Here is a 16,764-nt window from a genome sequence, read left to right on the forward strand (position 1 = left end):
GACGCTCCTTTCAGCCCTTGGCCTCCGCCCAGCTGCGGCCCGCATGGGCCTCAGCGATCAGGGGGAGGGCCAGCTCCACCACCCGCTCCATCTCGGTCTCCAGCAGCTTCTTCACCCGGTCGGTCTCCCCCTCGGGGCACTCTACGATCAGTTCGTCGTGGACCTGAAGGATCAGCTTTGCCTCCAGCCCCTCCTCCGCCAGCTTGTCCCGGACCCGGATCATGGCCATCTTGATGATATCGGCGGCGGTGCCCTGAATGGGCATGTTCAGGGCCACCCGCTCCCCGAAGGAGCGCAGGTTGAAGTTGGAGGACTTCAGCTCCGGCAGCCAGCGGCGGCGGCCGAAGATGGTGGACACATAGCCGTCGGCCTTGGCCTGCTCCACCACCCGGGTCATATAGGCCCGGACGCCGGAGTACTTTTCAAAATACCGCTCCATATACTCCTTGGCCTCGGACCGGGTGACCCCGATGTCCTGGGACAGGGAGAAGTCGGAGATGCCGTAGACGATGCCGAAGTTCACCGCCTTGGCCCGGCGGCGCATCTCGTGGGTCACATCCTCCGGTGCCACCCCGAACACCTGGGAGGCGGTGACGGTGTGGATGTCCTCTCCGGAGCGGAAGGCATCGATCATGTGCTGGTCCCCCGCGATGTGGGCTAGCAGCCGCAGCTCGATCTGGGAGTAGTCGGCGTCCACCAGCATCTTCCCCGCCGGGGCCACAAACATCTTCCTCAGCTCGGCGCCCAGCTCGGTGCGGACGGGGATGTTCTGCAGGTTGGGCTCGGTGGAGGACAGCCGCCCGGTGGCAGTAACGGTGTTCTGGAAAGAGGTGTGGATGCGCCCGTCGGGGGCAATGACCTTGGTGAGGCCATCCACATAGGTGCTCTTCAGCTTGGCCAGCTGCCGGTAGTCCAGCACCGCCTCCACGATGGGGTGCTTGTTCCGTAGCTTCTCCAGCACTTCGGCGTTGGTGGAGTAGCCCGTCTTGGTCTTTTTCACCGGAGGCAGACCCAGCTTGTCAAACAGGATATGGCCCAGCTGCTGGGTGGAATTGATATTGAACTGCTCCCCCGCCAGGTCGTAGATCAGGGCCTCGTCGGCCCTGATCCGCCCGTCCAGCATGGTGCCGAAGGCGGTGAGGGCGCCCCGGTCCACCAGCATACCCATATGCTCCATCTCGGCCAGCACAGGGCACAGGGGGAGCTCCACCTCATAATACAGCTTGTCCATGCCCAGCTCGGTGAGGCGGGGGGCCATGGCCTCCTTCAGGGCCCCGATGAGGGCGCAATGGGACAGGAAGGTCCCCAGCACAGCCACCTGATCGGCCAGAGGGGTAAAAGCGTCCTTGGCCAGATAGGTGTCCTTGGCCTTGGGGTACTCGTGATTGAACCACCGCATGCCCAGGGTCTCCAGCTCATAGCTGCCGTCGGTGGGTGAGAGCAGATAGGCGGCGATGGCGGTATCAAAGACGAAGCCGCCCCCCTCAATTCCCTCATCCAGCAGCCGGGACAGCAGGGTCTTGACGTCGTGGGTGTTCTTTTTGATATCAGAGGCAAAGAGGGCCTTCAGAACGTCGTTATACCCCTCCAGCTGATCGGAGCGGAGGATGGCGGCGTGGCTGTCCGTTTCGTTCTCCCAGTGCTCCACCACCACCACGTCCAGGCTGGGCAGGGCCAGCACGTCCACACTGTCCTTTGTCCTCCAGACCGCCAGCAGTTCCTCCGCCCGGGCCCGGTCAGTCACGTCCTCGCTGGTGCAGGTGCCGGTAAACTGCTGCTCCTCCTGCTGCACCTCCCCCTGGGGGGCCTTCAGACCCAGCTTGTCGATGAGCTTGTTGAACTCCAGCTTCAGGAACAGCTCATACAGCGCGGGGGCATTGGGCTCCTGCCGCACATTGGCCTCGGGCGTAAAGTCGATGGGGGCGTCAGTGTGGATGAGGGCCAGGTCGTAGGACATTCTGGCCTGGTCCGCCCCCTCCGCCAGCTTTTTCAACACAGCAGGCTTGGCCTCCACCTTGTCCAGGTCGGCATAAATGGCGGATACGCTCTGATAGCGCTGGATCAGATCCATGGCGGTCTTTTCTCCGATGCCCTTCACCCCGGGGATGTTGTCGCTGGTATCCCCCATGAGGGCCTTCAGATCCACCATGTGGATGGGATCAAAGCCGTAGGCCTCCCGGAAGGTGTCCGGAGTCATCTCCTTGGTGGTGGTCTGCCCCATGCGGGTGGACACCAGTTTCACCCGGGTGGTGTCGGTGACCAGCTGGAGGGAATCCTTGTCTCCGGTGACGATGACGGTATCCCAGCCCGCCGCGGTGTCCTTCACGGAAATGGTGCCGATGAGATCATCAGCCTCCCAGCCGTCCAGCTCATACCGGGGGATATTCATGGCGTCCAGCACATCCTTCAAAACCGGCAGCTGAGCCGCCAGCTCGTCCGGCATGCCCTTTCGCTGGGCCTTGTAGCCCTCGTAGGCCAGGTGGCGGAAGGTGGGCGCCTTCCGGTCGAAGGTGACACACAGAGCCTCCGGCTTCTCCTCCTCCAGCAGCTTGAGCAGGATGTTCACAAAACCATAGACGGCGTTGGTGGGCTGGCCGTCCTTGGTGGTAAGAATCCGAATACCGTAAAAGGCCCGGTTGATGATGGAATTGCCGTCGATGACCATGAGTTTCATGGAAGATCCTCCCAGTTCAGAAATGCCGATAAGTAAGGATATTATACCACGCAATGCAGGTTTAGTCAAAAAACCGGGCGGCCCAACAGGGCCGCCCGGTCTGACGCCGGCTGGCTTATTTCTCGGATCGTCCCGCAGATTTCACAACTCCATTTTGTCCAGGGCCCGGTAGACCACCACATACATGGTGAGCAGGCAGGCCAGGCCGCCGATCACATTGGAGATGGGCTCAGCCAGGAACACGCCGTCCACACCGAAGCCCAGCACCGGCAGCAGGAGGGTCAGCGGCGCCACGATAAAGGCCTTGCGCAGCAGAGAGAAGAACACCGCCTGCTTGGACCGGCCCAGGCCCACAAACACCGCCTGTCCGATAAACTGGAAGGACATGCAGAAGAAGGTGGCAAAGTAGATCCGGAAGGCCGGGATACCGGCGGCGATCAGGTCGGATTCATCATTGAAAATACGGATCAGAAACTCAGGGAAGATCAGTACCAGCAGCCAGACTACCAGAGAGTAGCTCATGGTAAGGATCGTGGTGAACCGGATCCCCTGGCGCACCCGCTGATACTCCCCTGCCCCGTAGTTATAGCCCAGCACCGGCTGGCAGCCGTTGGTGATGCCCTGCACCGGCATGGAGATCACCTCCCGGATGGAGTTGATCACCGTCATCACACCCACGTACAGCTCTCCGCCCCAGGCCTGGAGGGTAGCGTTGCACAGCACCTGGACCAGGCTGTTGGTCATGGACATGACGAAGCCGGAGGTGCCCAGCGACAGGATCCGGCGCACCCGCCCGGCGTGGAGCGGCAGGGCGGACAGCCGCAGCTTCAGAATGGCCCGGCGTCCGGTGAGGAATTTGAGCACCCACACCGCCGAACAGGCCTGGGAGATCACCGTGGCCAGGGCTGCGCCCCGCACACCCATGCCCATACCGAAGATGAAGATGGGGTCCAGCACGATGTTCACCGCCGCGCCCACCGTCACCGTGACCATTCCCATCCGGCTGAAGCCCTGGGCGTTGATAAAGGGATTCATCCCCAGGCCCACCATCACAAAAATGGTGCCCAGGATGTAGATGGTCAGATAATCATTGGCATAGGGGAAGGTCAGGTCACTGGCGCCGAACAGATAGAGGATGGGCCGGCGGAGCAGCAGGCAAAAGGTGGTGATGCCCAGGCCAAACAGGAGCAGCAGAGTGAAGGAGTTGCCCATGATCCGCTCCGCCTCGTCGTTCTCCCCTCTGCCCCGGTGGATGGAACATAAGGGAGATCCACCCATGCCGCACAGGTTGGCAAAGCCCATGATGATGGAGATAATGGGCAGACACAGGCCCAGGCCAGTCAGCGCCAGGTGGCCCGGCAGACGGCCCAGATACATCCGGTCCACCACATTATAGAGAATATTGATCAGCTGGGCCACTGTCATGGGCACGGCCATGTTGACGATATTCCGGGCCATGCTGCCCCGGGAGAAGTCATTTGTCGCTTGGGTCTGCGTGGTGTCCACCTCATTTTCTTCCTTGCAAAGTACGACGTTTTGCAATATAGTAAAAAACAGTTCTATTATTATATAACAACGGGCAGCCGCCCGCAAGACAGAAAGGATGGGAAGATCGTGGAGCTGTTGGAGCAGGCCAGGGCTCTGGAAGGAGAGCTGCGGGCCTTTAAGGACGAGCTGCACCGCCACCCGGAGCTGAGTTTTCAGGAGGTGCACACCACAGCGCTGCTGAAAGAAAAGCTGGCCGGGCTGGGGTTGGAGCTGATCGACCTGGGCATGGACACCGGCGTGGTAGCCCTGCTGCGCGGCGGCAGGAGCGGCGGTACCGTGGCTCTCCGGGCGGACATCGACGCCATCGCCCAGCAGGAGGCGCCCCACGAGGGGGTCATGTCCTGCACAGACGGCGTGATGCACGGCTGCGGCCACGACTTCCACACCACCGGTCTCTATGGTGCCGCCCGGCTGCTGTGCGCCCGGCGGGACGAACTGACGGGCAATGTGGTCTTTCTCTTCCAGCCCGCTGAGGAGGTCACCCAAGGAGCTCAGGCCATGCTGGACCACGGTCTGCTGGACAAGCTGCCGGACAAGCCCCGGTATCTCTTCGGCCTCCACAACCGGCCGGAACTGCCTGCAGGGCAGATCGCGGTGATGGAGGGGCCGGTGATGGCGGGCAAGAGCCACTTTACCATTACCCTCCACGGCAAGTCCGGCCACGGCGGCTCCCCCCACAAATGCACCGACGTGATCGTGGCGGGGGCGGCGGTGGTGAACGCCCTCCAGACCGTGGTCAGCCGGGACACCGACCCGCTGGACAGCGTGGTGTGCTCGGTGCTCTCCATCCACGCCGGCACACCGGACAACTTTGTGCCCGACCTTCTCACCATGACGGGGAGCATCCGTTTCCACCAGGAGTGGGCCCATCAGAAGGCCCGCCGGCGGCTGGAGGAGCTGACCGTGGGGGTGGCGGCCGCCTACGGCTGCAAGGCGGAAGTGGCCTTCCACCCCGGCGTGCCCGCCACCGTCAATTCCCCGGAGCTGACCGTCCTGGCCCGGAAGGCCGCCGCGGCGCTGGTTGGGCCGGACAGCGTGGTCTCCCCCCGCCCCGACATGGGCTCGGAAGACTTTGCGGTGCTGGGACAGCACATCCCCGCCTTCTTCTACTGGCTGGGCTCCGGTTTCCCGGGGCAGGCCAATCCCTGCTGGCACAATGAGCATTTCCGTACCGACGATTCCGCCCTGCCTCTGGCCGCTGCCCTGCTGGCCCAGTCGGCCCTGGTGGGTCTGGAGTCTCTCAAATAAACAGGAGGTATGTAACAATGAGCTTAACCACTTATTTTACTCCCACAAAAGTGGTCTTCGGCAGAGGCGCGGAGGAGCAGACAGGGGCGCTGGTCCGGGAACAGGGCTGCAAAAAGGTCCTGATCCACTACGGCAGCGGCAGCGCCCGGCGCTCCGGCCTGCTGGACCGGGTAGAGAAGGCCCTGGACGGGGCCGGGATTGCCTATGTATCCCTGGGCGGCGTGGTACCCAACCCCCGGCTGAGCCTGGTCTATGAGGGCATCCGCCTGGCGAAGGCGGAGGGCGTGGACCTGATCCTGGCCGTGGGCGGCGGCAGCGTCATTGATTCGGCCAAGGCCATCGGCTACGGCGCGGCTGCCGACGGGGACGTGTGGGATTACTATGCCGGTCTCCGGAAGCCCACGGCCTGCCTGCCCATCGGCGCGGTGCTCACTATCTCCGCCGCCGGCAGTGAGATGAGCAACTCCTCCGTTATCACCAAGGAGGAGGGCGGCCTGAAGCGGGGGTGCAACTGCGACCTGTGCCGCCCGGTCTTTGCGGTGATGAACCCGGAGCTGACCATGACCCTGCCCCCCTACCAGACCGCCTGCGGCTGCGCCGACATCCTGATGCACACCATGGAGCGCTATTTCAACCACGGGGACAATCTGGAGCTGACTGACGGCATCGCCGAGGCGCTGATGCGCACGGTGCTTCACCACGCCCTGGTGCTGAAGGACCACCCGGACAACTATGAATCCCGGGCGGAGATCATGTGGGCCAGCAGCCTGTCCCACAACGGCCTCACCGGCTTCGGCACCGACGGGGGCGACTGGTCCACCCACAAGATGGAGCATGAGCTGGGCGGTATGTTCGACGTGGCCCATGGGGCGGGCCTCGCCGCTGTCTGGGGCAGCTGGGCCCGCTATGTCTGCCGGGAGCGGCTGGACCGCTTTGTCCAGTTCGCCCTGCGGGTCATGGGCGCGGCCCCGGCGGAAGACGACTATCACACCGCCCTGGCCGGCATCGCCGCCATGGAGGACTTCTACCGGACCATCGGGATGCCCACCTCCCTGACCGAGCTGGGGGTCTCCCCCACCGACGCCCAGCTGGAGGAGATGGCGGAGAAGTGCATCCAGGCCGTGGGCGGCAGGCTGCTGGGCGTAGTCAAGCCCCTCAGCGCCCAGGACATAGCCGCCATCTATCGGGCGGCCAGATAGATACAAAAAAGCACCGGATCGGCAAGATCCGGTGCTTTTTTCAGTTCTGTCACATCCGTGTCCAGGTGGTGCCTTCCTTGCTGTCCTTGATCTCAATGCCCATGGCCTTGAGCTGATCCCGGATGGCGTCGGCCTTGGCCCAGTCCTTGGCCATCTTGGCCTCCAGGCGCTGAGCGATGAGGGCCTCGATCTCCTCGGCACCCTCTACCGGGGCGGACGCCTTCTCCCGCAGGGCGGCGGCCTTCTCCAGCAGGCCCAGGCCCAGCACCTGATCGAAGCTGCCGATGAGGGCCCGCTTGGTGGCATCGTTGGTGTCGGCCTTCAGCACGTCGTACACGGCGGTGACACCCAGAGACGTATTCAGGTCGTTGCCCACCGCCTCAATGAAGGCGGCCTTATACTTGGCGGCAGCTTCCTCGTCTACCGGAGCAGGGTCGTCAGACAAGGCGGCGATGCGGCTCACCAGCTTGTCGTAAGCGGTCTTGGCGTTGTCCAGGTTCTCCCAGGTAAAGACCAGGCTCTTGCGGTAGTGGGACTGGAGGCAGAAGAAGCGGTACACCAGGGGATCATACCCCTTCTCCTCCAGCAGGGAGACGGTGAGGAACTCACCGCTGGACTTGCTCATCTTGCCGTGATTGGTGTTCAGATGGTGGATATGCACCCAGTACTTGCACCAGGGGTGACCCAGATAGGCCTCAGACTGGGCGATCTCATTGGTGTGGTGGGGGAAGGCGTTGTCGATGCCGCCGCAGTGGATATCCAGATACTCGCCGCAGTACTTCATGGAGATGCAGGAGCACTCAATGTGCCAGCCGGGATAGCCCACGCCCCAGGGGGAATCCCACTTCAGGGCCTGGTCCTCAAACTTGGACTTGGTGAACCACAGCACAAAGTCGTTCTTATTGCGCTTGTTCAGGTCCTCCTCCACGCCCTCCCGGACGCCCACCGCCAGGTTCTCCTCGTCGTGGTCGTTGAACACATAGTACTGCTTCAGCTTGGAGGTATCAAAGTACACGTTGCCGCCGGCGAAGTAGGCATAGCCGGTATCCATTAGCTTGGAGATGACCTTGATATAGTCATCGATCATGCCGGTGGCGGGCTGCACCACGTCGGGGTACTTGATGTTCAGCTTCTTGCAGTCGGAGAAGAAGGCGTCGGTATAGAACTTGGCGATCTCCATCACGCTCTTGTGCTCCCGCTTGGCGCCCTTCACCATCTTGTCCTCGCCGGTGTCGGCGTCGGAGGCCAGGTGGCCCACGTCGGTGATGTTCATGACCCGCTTCACGTCGTAGCCGTCGTACCGCAGGAACTTCTCCAGCACATCCTCCATGATATAGCTGCGCAGGTTGCCGATGTGGGCGAAGTGGTACACCGTGGGGCCGCAGGTGTACATGGACACCTTGCCAGGTGTGCGGGGGACGAATTCTTCCTTCTTGTGGCTGGCGGAATTGTATAGCTGCATATTCGTAAGCTCCTTTTTACTGATTTTGGTCTTCCATATTCTGATCCATCAGCTTTTCCAGCCATTCCAGCCGGGAGCTGAGTGCCTGCAGTTCCTTCTGCACCGGGTCGGTAACGTGGATCTGATCCACCTGGCTGGTGTAGTCCACCTTCTCCCCGGCGATGCGCACCACCCGGGCGGGCACGCCCACGGCGGTGGCGTCCGGCGGGACCTCCCGCAGCACCACCGCGTTGGCCGCGATGCGGGAGTTGTCCCCCACCCGGAAGGGCCCCAGCACCTTGGCGCCGGCGGATACCATCACATTGTTTCCAAGGGTGGGGTGTCGTTTGCCGTGGTCCTTGCCGGTACCGCCCAGGGTGACTCCGTGGTAGATCAGGCAGTCGTCCCCCACCTCCGCCGTCTCGCCGATGACAATGCCCATGCCGTGGTCGATCACCAGCCGGCGGCCGATCTTGGCGCCGGGATGGATCTCGATCCCCGTCCAGCAGCGGCTCCACTGGCTCACCAGCCGGGCCAGGAAAAACAGCTTGTGACAGTACAGGAAATGGGCGATCCGGTGATAGATGACGGCATGTACGCCGGGATACAGCAAAAAGATCTCCAGCCGGCTGCGGGCAGCCGGGTCGCGGGCCTGGTAGGCCCGCAGGGTCTCGCCAAGACGGGTCAAAGAAACACCTCCCAGAAACAAAAACGCCTCTTATGCGTAAACGCATAAGAGGCGATCAGGTCGCGGTTCCACTCTCATTTCTCACTCAATGGCCGGTAACGGTGCCTGCCGGGGGGCTTCCACATCCCCCGCGCTCCCGGACGCACATTCTCCAGTTACCCCCTGGGACCGCTCTCAGCCGGTGACGTTCCCTCTCTGGCGGGTACTCGCTGGGTACTCTTTCCGTTCCTCGCGCTATTCAACTGCTTTAGTATATTACCATCTTCCCCGGAAGGTGTCAAGCGTCCGCCGGAGCAATCACACCTTGCTCCAGTCGATAACGTCCTTATTCTTCACAAAGTACTCCACGCCGGAGTAGATGGTGGTGGCGATGATCAGGAAAATGCAGATCCCGTCCAGAACCGGCTCCCGGAAGACCAGCATCAGGCAGATACACACCATGGTAGAGGCGGTCTTGACCTTGCCCGACCAGGCGGCGGCGATCACCCGCCCGCCCTCCACAGCGATGAGCCGCAAACCGGTGACGGAGAATTCCCGGACGATGACGATGAGCAGTGCCCAGGCCGGGAACCGGCCCACTTCCACAAACCACAGCAGGGCGGCCATCACCAGCATCTTGTCCGCCAGGGGGTCCATGAATTTTCCAAAGTCTGTGACCAGGTTATAGTGCCGGGCAATGTAACCATCCACAAAGTCGGTAACACTGGCCAGAATGAAGATGACCAGCGCGAAAAACATGTGGAACGGAAAATCCAGATAAAGCACCACCAGAAACACAGGGATCAGAAAGACACGCAGCATGGTCAGCTTATTGGCAGTATTCATGACACGTCACTCCTCAATCTCTCCGGTCAGATCACCGTCCTGGGTGCCGGTGATACGCACGTTGACGAAGGTGCCGGCGGGGATCACACCCGCAGCTGTAAAGTACACATGGTTGTCAATATCTGTCGAGTCTGCATAGGAACGCCCTGCGTAGCAGCCCATGTCAGGGTCAAATCCTTCACAGAGAACCTCCAGGGTCTCTCCCAACCGGTCCTCGTTCCAGGCGTCCATCACCCGGCTTTGCAGCTCCACCAGCAGCTCCACCCGGCGCTTGGCGGTCTCTGGATCCACCTGATCGGGCATGACGGCGGCTGGGGTGCCCTCCTCGGGAGAGAACTGGAAGATGCCGGCCCGTTCAATTTTACTCTCCCGCAGGAACTCACACAGCTCCTCGAACTCCTTCTCCCCTTCGCCGGGCAGGCCGCAGATCAGGGAGGTGCGCAGCACCACACCGGGGATGCGGTCCCGCAGCTTGGCCAGCAGGGCCCGGATCTCCGCGCCGGTGGAGCGGCGGTTCATGGCCTTCAGGATCCGGTCGTTGATATGCTGGAGGGGGATGTCAATATACTTGACGATCTTACGCTCATGGGCGATCACGTCAATGAGCTCGTCGCTGAGCATGTCGGGATAGAGGTAGTGCAGCCGGATCCAGTGGAAGGGCAGCTTGCACAGCTCCTTCAGCAGCTCTGCCAGCATGGGCTTTTTGTACAGGTCAATCCCGTAGCGGGTGATGTCCTGGGCGATGACGATCAGCTCCTGCACCCCGTTCTCCGCCAGACCTCTTGCCTCCTCCAGCAGGGATTCCATGGTGCGGCTGCGGTAGCGGCCCCGGAGGTAGGGGATGATGCAGAAGGAGCAGCGGTTGTCGCACCCCTCGGCAATCTTCAGGAAGGCGGTGTAGGACGGAGTGGTCACCATCCGCTCGCCGTCCTCATAGGTGCGGCTGATGTCCCCGAACAGGCGGGGATGGCCGCCGGCGGCCACATCCTCCACGGCGGAGACGATGTCGGTATAGCTGCCGGTACCCATAACACCGTCCACCTCAGGCATCTCCTTCGTCAGCTCATCCTGGTAGCGCTGGGACAGGCAGCCGGCCACCAGCAGCTTGCCCAGCTTGCCCTGGTCCTTCAGCTGGGCCAGTTCCAGGATATTCTGGATGGCCTCACTCTTGGCGGAGTCGATGAAGCCGCAGGTGTTGAGCACCGCCACATCCGCCCCCTCCGGGTCGCCGGTGACGGTGTGGCCGGCGTCCTTCACCAGGGCCATCATCTGCTCGGTATTCACCAGGTTCTTGGCACAGCCAAGGGAAATAAATGCAACCTTCAAAAGACTGTCTCCTTACACGATGGTATAGCGTCCCTCACGGCGGGGGGGCATCTTGGGCTGCTGATCGGGGTAGCCCAGGGTGATGGCCGCCACAAACTCTCCCTTGTCGGGAGCAAAGCGGGCCTGGAAGGCGGGGCCGAAGCCCATGCGCTGGGGGGCGGACAGCCAGCAGGAGCCGATTCCCTTGTCCCAGGCCGCCAGCAGCACGTTTTCAATGGCGGCGGAGACGCTCTGCATGGCGCCGTCCCGGTCGGGGTAGTCCGGCTTGAGCATGAACACCAGCACGCACACCGGGGCACCTCCCAGAGTGGAGAGGAACTTGTTGGTGATCCCGATCTGCTCCGGGTTGCGGGCAAAGCGCTCCTCCAGCACGGGAAGGAACTTGTCCACCACACCGCTCATGATCTGCCGCACATCCTCCATGGCCTCCGGACTCTGGACGGCCACAAAATACCAGTGCTGCAGGTTGATGGCGGAGGGGGCATAAAGCCCGGCCTCCAGAATCTCCCGCAGGTCGGATTCAGGAATGGGGTCGCTCTTGTAGCGGCGGACGCTGCGGCGGGTCAACAGGGTTTCGCGGGTCTCCATCAAAATTCCTCCTCCATAGCCCCGCCGTAGCGGCGCAGGCCGTCCTTGATATCCTCCCACCGAAAGCCCCGTCTGGCCAGGGCATCGGCGGCACGCTGATAGCTCCTGGGGTCGGTGAGATCCGCTCCCCGGAGTTTTTTTTGCAGAAAGGCGTCAATGGCGTCGTCAGGGGCGTCCAGCCCCTCCAGCGCCTCGTCCCAGAACTCCCGGGGCACCCCCCGGCGATAGAGCTCCTCCCGGATCCGGCTGGGGCCGCACCCCTTGGCGGCGTAGTGCTCCGCCACCGTGTGGGCATAAGCCTGATCGTTGAGGTAGCCCAGCTCCTCCAGCCGGTCGGCCGCCGCCTGGGCGGTCTCCCGGTCGGCCAGAGGCTCCTTGTCCCTGCTCCGGGGCCTGGCGGTCAGCTTGTCCACCAGTTCCTTCCGGGACAGAGGCCGGGCGGCCAGCAGGTCCATGGCCTTGTCCCGCACCGCGGCGGCTTTGGCAGCCTGTGTGACCGCCTCCAGCTGCTCCTCCGTCAGCTCCAGACCGGAACACAAACCGAAGGCCACCACTTCATTTTCGGTGATACGCAGGATGCTACCGTCCTCCAGATGGCAGAGCCAGCGGCCCGTCACCCGTTGAGAGGGGGCCAGCTTACTGATCCGCATCCGCAAAGTCCTCGGCGGACACATCCACAGCCCGGCCGGCGGCCCGGGCGGCCGCACGGGCCTGGCTGCTCATCAGCTTATAGGCGTTCTTGCGGATATCCGCCTCCAGACGGTCGCACACCTCCGGGTTGTCCTTCAAGTACTGCTTGGCGGCATCCCGGCCCTGGCCCAGACGGGTGTCACCCATGGCGAACCAGGAACCGGATTTCTGTATCAGGTCCAGCTTGGTGGCCAGATCCAGGATCTCGCCCACCTTGGAGATACCCTCGCCGTACATGATGTCGAACTCGGCCTCCTTGAAGGGGGGAGATACCTTGTTCTTCACCACTTTGGCTCGGGTGCGGTTGCCGATGATCTCCGAGCCGTTCTTCAGGGATTCGATCCGCCGCACGTCGATACGGACGGAGGCGTAGAACTTCAATGCCCGGCCGCCGGTGGTGACCTCCGGGTTGCCGTACATGACGCCCACCTTTTCCCGCAGCTGGTTGATGAAGATGACCACGCAGTTGGTCTTGGCGATGGAGCCGGCCAGCTTCCGCAGGGCCTGGCTCATGAGCCGGGCCAGCAGGCCCACGTGGGAGTCGCCCATGTCGCCCTCGATCTCGGCCCGGGGGGTCAGAGCGGCCACCGAGTCCACCACCACCACGTCGATGGCGCCGGAGCGGACCAGGGCCTCGCAGATCTCCAGGCCCTGCTCACCGGTGTCCGGCTGGGAGATGAGCATGGAGTCGATATCCACGCCCAGCGCCCGGGCGTAAGAGGGGTCCAGGGCGTGCTCGGCGTCGATGAAGGCCACCTCGCCGCCCCGCTTCTGGGCCTCCGCCACGATATGCAGGGCCAGGGTGGTCTTACCGGAGGACTCGGGACCGTAGATCTCCACGATCCGGCCCTTGGGGACGCCGCCGATACCCAGCGCCAGGTCCAGGGACAGGGACCCGGTGGGGATGGCCTCCACCACGATGTCGGTGTTGTCCCCCAGCCGCATGATGGAGCCCTTGCCGTAGGTCTTTTCGATCTGGGCCATGGCGGTCTCCAAGGCCTTCTTCTTATCAGAGGCGGGAGCCGCGCTCTCCACCACGGATTTTTTCTTATCTGCCATAGTGTGACTTCTCCTCTCCAGACGGCGGACTGCTCCGCCCTTACCGATTCATAACGCCCTCTACCACGCGCCAGATGCCCTGGGTATCCTGGGCGGTTTGGATCTGCTCAAATCCGTTGACGGCCAGAATGTGCTCCACGTCGGGGGCCTGGCCGATCCCCACCTCAAACACCAGGGAGCCGCCCAGCCGAAGAGCCTTCCCCCAGTGCTCCGCAATGGCCCGGTAGAAGTCCAGGCCGTCGGCGCCGCCGTCCAGGGCGGAGCGGGGTTCATAGTCCCGCACGCTCACGTCCAGGCCGGCAATGTCCCCGGTGGGGATGTAGGGCGGGTTGCAGGCGATCACGTCAAAATCCCACAGGGCGGCGGCGGGAGGCTCCAGCGCGTCGGCGTGGACGCAGGTCACCCGGGCGTTCAGGTCGCACCGGCGGATGTTGCCCTTGCATACCTTCAGGGCCGCCTCACTGACGTCGGCCAGCACCACCCGGCACTCCGGCACGTTGGAGGCCACCGCCAGCCCCACGCAGCCGCTGCCGGCGCACAGGTCCAGCACCCGGGCTCCCTCGCCGGCGGCCCGGGCCAGCAGAATGGCCCGCTCGGCCAGCAGCTCGGTGTCCATCCGGGGAATCAGCACGTCGGAGGATACCTCCAGTGGCAGGCCGTAGAACTCCCACTCCCCGATGATGTAGGCCACTGGCTCCCCGGCCAGGCGCCGCTCCAGCAGTTCCTTCAGCTTCTCCTCCACCTGGTCGGAGGCATAGAGGGTCATGTCCCGGTAAAACTGCTCCCGGCTTTTGCCGGCGGCACAGCAGACCAGTTCCCTGGCCTCCAGCTGAGCCCCCTCCACCCCGGCCCGGCGCAGGCGCTGCCTGGTGTCCAGGTAGAGGTTGTTGTAGGTGGTCGCCATGTAACCACACTCCCGTTATCAATCTCTCTTTCTCTCACACACGTTTTACCACTGATCCTTCCCCTTCTCCTGGGGAAGTACCAGTGTAAAGGCCCGGATGCCCACCTCGATCATGCTGTCGTCCGGCTCAAAGGTGGTCCAGTTCTGGAGCCACAGACCGGGGGCCGTCATCAGGCGGGTGAACCAGTTCTCATACCGGCCCACCAGTCGGTTGAATTCGTAGGTCAGGCTGACGATCACCGGCAGCAGCAGCAGATGCAGCCCCATCCGAATAAAGGTATTGGTCACATTCACGTAAGTAAACACCACGCTGGACAGCAGGATGCTCACCACAATGACCACGAACAGGAAGCTGGTACCGCAGCGGGGATGGTGCCGGGGCTGTTTGCGCACGTTCTCCACCGTCAGGGGCAGGCCGTGCTCATAGCAGAAAATGGTCTTGTGCTCCGCGCCGTGGTACTGGAACACCCGATGGATGTCCTTGGTGTGGGAGCAGAAGATCAGATAGCCCACAAAAATCACGATGCGCACCACGCCCTCCAGCAGGTTGCGCACCCACATGGCCAGGGGCACCACCCGGCCCAGCAGCCCCACCAGGGCCGTGGGCAGCAGGATAAACAGGGCCACGGAAAAGAGGATGCCCAGCACCACCGCGAAGGTGACCAGGGCGGAGGCCGCCTTCTCGCTGCCCAGATGCTTGTCCAGCCACTGCTCGAACCTGGAGGGCTCCTCCGGCTCCTCCTCGTCCTCCGGCAGGAAGGATGCGGAATACATCAGTGCCTTGACCCCGTTGGCCATGGACGAACAGAAATTGAACACACCCCGGATAAAGGGCACGCCCAGCAGCGGGTGCTTGTCCTTGATCAGCACCCGCTCTTCCACCTGCTCCTCCAGCTCCCCATCCGGCTTGCGGACCACCACGGCCTTCTTCTCCGGGCCCAGCATCATGATGCCCTCGATCAGGGCCTGGCCGCCGATCATGGTCTTATACGGGGTCTGGCAGCTCTGTCTCGTCTCATTTGACATGCAGTTTTTGTTCTCCTTGCTGTTGGAATCTGAGATATCCTGTATATTGTACCAAACCCGCGCCCTGATTGCAAGGGGCGCGGGTTTGGTTTTTAGAACTTATGTTCTATTCACGACTGGGGACGGATGGGCAGACGGATGGTGACGATGCAGCCGCCCCCCTCCGCGTTGCCGATCTCCAGGGTGCCCTCATGGCGGCCCACGATCTCATCGCACACCGCCAGACCGATGCCGGAGCCTCTGGCCTTGGAGGAACCCTTATAAAACTTGTACTTCACGTGGGGCAGCTCTTCCTCCGGGATGCCGGGGCCGTAGTCCCGGATGGTGATGACCACCTGATCCCCCTCCCGGTGGATGGCGGTGTCGATCCGCTTGCCGGAGCCGCCGTGCTTGGCGGCGTTGTCCAGCACGTTGCAGAACACCTGCCGCAGCCGCTCCGGGTCACCGGAGATGAGGGGGAATTCCTCTTCACAGTCGAAGTGGTTGAGCTCGATGCCCTCCCGCCGGAAGAACTCCCGGTAGGTGTATACCGCGTCCTCCAGTTCCGCCTTGATATCCATGGGCTCCACCGACAGGGTGAAACGGCCGTCCTGGATGCGGGAGAACTCCAGCAGCTCCTCCACCATGTTGGTCAGCCGCCGGGCTTCGGATACGATGATGCCCATGCCCTTCTTTACGTCGCCGCTGTCCCGCACCTCCCCGTTCATGATGGTCTCCGCCCAGCCGTTGATGGCGGTGAGGGGCGTACGCAGTTCATGGGAGACAGAGGAAATGAATTCGTTTTTCATCTTCTCACTCTGGCTGATTTTCAGGGACATATCGTTGATGGCGTCGGTCAGGTCGCCGATCTCATCATCAAACTGCTTTTCGATCTGCACGCCGTAGGAGCCGGCGGCAATATGCTTGGCCGTTTCGGTAATGCTGGCCACCGGTTCCACAATGGACCGGACAAAGTATAGGTTGGAGAAATACACCATGGCCAGAATGGCCAGTCCTACACCCAGAGAGGCCGCCACGATCAGGACGATCTGCCGGTCCACAATGCGCAGGGAGGTGACATAGCGCATGGCGCCCACCACTTCCCCGTTGATGATCAGCGGACTGGAGGCCGCCATAATGTGTTCCCCGGTGCTGGGATCAGAGCCGGACCAGGACTTGGTCTTGCCCTGGCTCAGGGCCTCGGTAATATCCGGCGTACCGGGGGTACGGAAGGCGGTCAGGTCGGAGCTGGAAAAGCGGATCTGGCCGTCGGCGTCCAGAAACTCCACCTCCAGCTTGTCCCCCGACTGATCCCCCGCTACCAGGGAGCGGGCGTATTCGTAGTAGCTGTCCTCAGACAAAAAGTAGTTGAAACTCTGCACCGCGTTCTCCGCCTTTTGGGCCAGAGATTCACTGAGGGTGGAATAGTAGTAGCTCCCCATGGCGGCGGAGAAGGCCGACACCGCCAGCAGGACGATAAACAGCACCACGCTGATGGAGTTCACCATCCAGCGCTTGCGGATCCCGCGGATGCCTTTGATCTTCTTCATAAGTTATTCCTTCACCACC

The 16,764-nt window shown here is 62.6% G+C and carries 14 protein-coding genes; 2 read left to right on the forward strand and 12 right to left on the reverse strand.

Translation table 11 applies throughout. The features are described 5' to 3' along the window. Window positions 1-10: 10 nt before the first annotated feature. Together polA and E0E41_RS03035 are read right to left on the reverse strand one after the other, a co-directional pair. Window positions 11-2,674: a DNA polymerase I gene (gene polA / locus E0E41_RS03030; RefSeq protein ID WP_130868662.1), complete on the reverse strand. Its 2,664-nt coding sequence runs from the start codon at window positions 2,672-2,674 to the stop codon at window positions 11-13. Between the two features lie 141 nt (window positions 2,675-2,815). Further along, window positions 2,816-4,132, reverse strand: coding sequence for an MATE family efflux transporter (locus E0E41_RS03035; RefSeq protein WP_130870747.1), 1,317 nt, complete (start codon window positions 4,130-4,132; stop codon window positions 2,816-2,818). Between the two features lie 156 nt (window positions 4,133-4,288). Here E0E41_RS03035 and E0E41_RS03040 point away from each other — a divergent pair, with 156 nt between their 5' ends. Together E0E41_RS03040 and E0E41_RS03045 are read left to right on the forward strand one after the other, a co-directional pair. After that, a complete protein-coding gene (locus E0E41_RS03040; protein ID WP_242623667.1) occupies window positions 4,289-5,470 on the forward strand; it encodes a M20 family metallopeptidase in 1,182 nt (393 codons plus the stop codon). 17 nt (window positions 5,471-5,487) lie between these two features. Continuing rightward, window positions 5,488-6,669 (forward strand): iron-containing alcohol dehydrogenase, encoded by a 1,182-nt coding sequence (locus E0E41_RS03045; RefSeq protein ID WP_130868663.1) that lies wholly within the window; start codon window positions 5,488-5,490, stop codon window positions 6,667-6,669. A 49-nt stretch (window positions 6,670-6,718) separates the two neighbouring features. Here E0E41_RS03045 and cysS read toward each other — a convergent pair whose 3' ends face one another. The 10 genes from cysS to E0E41_RS03095 form a co-directional block, all read right to left on the reverse strand. Then, on the reverse strand, window positions 6,719-8,131 hold the full coding sequence (cysS, locus tag E0E41_RS03050) for a cysteine--tRNA ligase (RefSeq protein ID WP_130868664.1): 1,413 nt from the start codon (window positions 8,129-8,131) through the stop codon (window positions 6,719-6,721). 16 nt (window positions 8,132-8,147) lie between these two features. Further along, window positions 8,148-8,798 (reverse strand): serine O-acetyltransferase EpsC, encoded by a 651-nt coding sequence (gene epsC, locus E0E41_RS03055; protein WP_207303189.1) that lies wholly within the window; start codon window positions 8,796-8,798, stop codon window positions 8,148-8,150. A gap of 297 nt (window positions 8,799-9,095) precedes the next feature. Beyond that, entirely contained in the window at window positions 9,096-9,623 is a 528-nt protein-coding gene (pgsA, locus tag E0E41_RS03060) for a CDP-diacylglycerol--glycerol-3-phosphate 3-phosphatidyltransferase (protein ID WP_130868666.1), read from the reverse strand. A gap of 6 nt (window positions 9,624-9,629) precedes the next feature. Next, window positions 9,630-10,949 (reverse strand): 30S ribosomal protein S12 methylthiotransferase RimO, encoded by a 1,320-nt coding sequence (gene rimO, locus E0E41_RS03065; protein WP_130868667.1) that lies wholly within the window; start codon window positions 10,947-10,949, stop codon window positions 9,630-9,632. Window positions 10,950-10,961: 12 nt separating this feature from the next. After that, window positions 10,962-11,537, reverse strand: coding sequence for a nitroreductase family protein (locus tag E0E41_RS03070; protein ID WP_130868668.1), 576 nt, complete (start codon window positions 11,535-11,537; stop codon window positions 10,962-10,964). Continuing rightward, window positions 11,537-12,187 carry a regulatory protein RecX gene (locus E0E41_RS03075; RefSeq protein ID WP_130868669.1) on the reverse strand — a complete coding sequence of 217 codons (651 nt, stop codon included), beginning with the start codon at window positions 12,185-12,187 and terminating at the stop codon, window positions 11,537-11,539. Before E0E41_RS03075 ends, E0E41_RS03070 begins: the two co-directional genes overlap by 1 nt. Continuing rightward, window positions 12,174-13,286 carry a recombinase RecA gene (gene recA, locus E0E41_RS03080; protein WP_130868670.1) on the reverse strand — a complete coding sequence of 371 codons (1,113 nt, stop codon included), beginning with the start codon at window positions 13,284-13,286 and terminating at the stop codon, window positions 12,174-12,176. Before recA ends, E0E41_RS03075 begins: the two co-directional genes overlap by 14 nt. A 40-nt stretch (window positions 13,287-13,326) precedes the next feature. Beyond that, entirely contained in the window at window positions 13,327-14,190 is an 864-nt protein-coding gene (gene prmC / locus E0E41_RS03085) for a peptide chain release factor N(5)-glutamine methyltransferase (RefSeq protein WP_130868671.1), read from the reverse strand. A gap of 45 nt (window positions 14,191-14,235) precedes the next feature. Continuing rightward, window positions 14,236-15,216 carry a DUF1385 domain-containing protein gene (locus tag E0E41_RS03090; protein WP_130868672.1) on the reverse strand — a complete coding sequence of 327 codons (981 nt, stop codon included), beginning with the start codon at window positions 15,214-15,216 and terminating at the stop codon, window positions 14,236-14,238. A 110-nt stretch (window positions 15,217-15,326) separates the two neighbouring features. After that, window positions 15,327-16,745, reverse strand: coding sequence for a sensor histidine kinase (locus E0E41_RS03095; protein WP_242623668.1), 1,419 nt, complete (start codon window positions 16,743-16,745; stop codon window positions 15,327-15,329). Window positions 16,746-16,764: the final 19 nt, after the last annotated feature.

The sequence above is a fragment of the Intestinimonas massiliensis (ex Afouda et al. 2020) genome (assembly GCF_900626285.1).
Taxonomy (GTDB): domain Bacteria; phylum Bacillota; class Clostridia; order Oscillospirales; family Oscillospiraceae; genus Flavonifractor; species Flavonifractor massiliensis_A.

Coding starts and splice junctions, on each gene's coding strand:
- polA (WP_130868662.1), bottom strand. CDS start 2,674: ATGAAACTCATGGTCATCGACGGCAATTCCATCATCAACCGGGCCTTT.
- E0E41_RS03035 (WP_130870747.1), bottom strand. CDS start 4,132: ATGGCCCGGAATATCGTCAACATGGCCGTGCCCATGACAGTGGCCCAG.
- E0E41_RS03045 (WP_130868663.1), top strand. CDS start 5,488: ATGAGCTTAACCACTTATTTTACTCCCACAAAAGTGGTCTTCGGCAGA.
- cysS (WP_130868664.1), bottom strand. CDS start 8,131: ATGCAGCTATACAATTCCGCCAGCCACAAGAAGGAAGAATTCGTCCCC.
- pgsA (WP_130868666.1), bottom strand. CDS start 9,623: ATGAATACTGCCAATAAGCTGACCATGCTGCGTGTCTTTCTGATCCCT.
- E0E41_RS03070 (WP_130868668.1), bottom strand. CDS start 11,537: ATGGAGACCCGCGAAACCCTGTTGACCCGCCGCAGCGTCCGCCGCTAC.
- E0E41_RS03075 (WP_130868669.1), bottom strand. CDS start 12,187: ATGCGGATCAGTAAGCTGGCCCCCTCTCAACGGGTGACGGGCCGCTGG.
- recA (WP_130868670.1), bottom strand. CDS start 13,286: ATGGCAGATAAGAAAAAATCCGTGGTGGAGAGCGCGGCTCCCGCCTCT.
- prmC (WP_130868671.1), bottom strand. CDS start 14,190: ATGGCGACCACCTACAACAACCTCTACCTGGACACCAGGCAGCGCCTG.
- E0E41_RS03090 (WP_130868672.1), bottom strand. CDS start 15,216: ATGTCAAATGAGACGAGACAGAGCTGCCAGACCCCGTATAAGACCATG.
- E0E41_RS03095 (WP_242623668.1), bottom strand. CDS start 16,745: ATGAAGAAGATCAAAGGCATCCGCGGGATCCGCAAGCGCTGGATGGTG.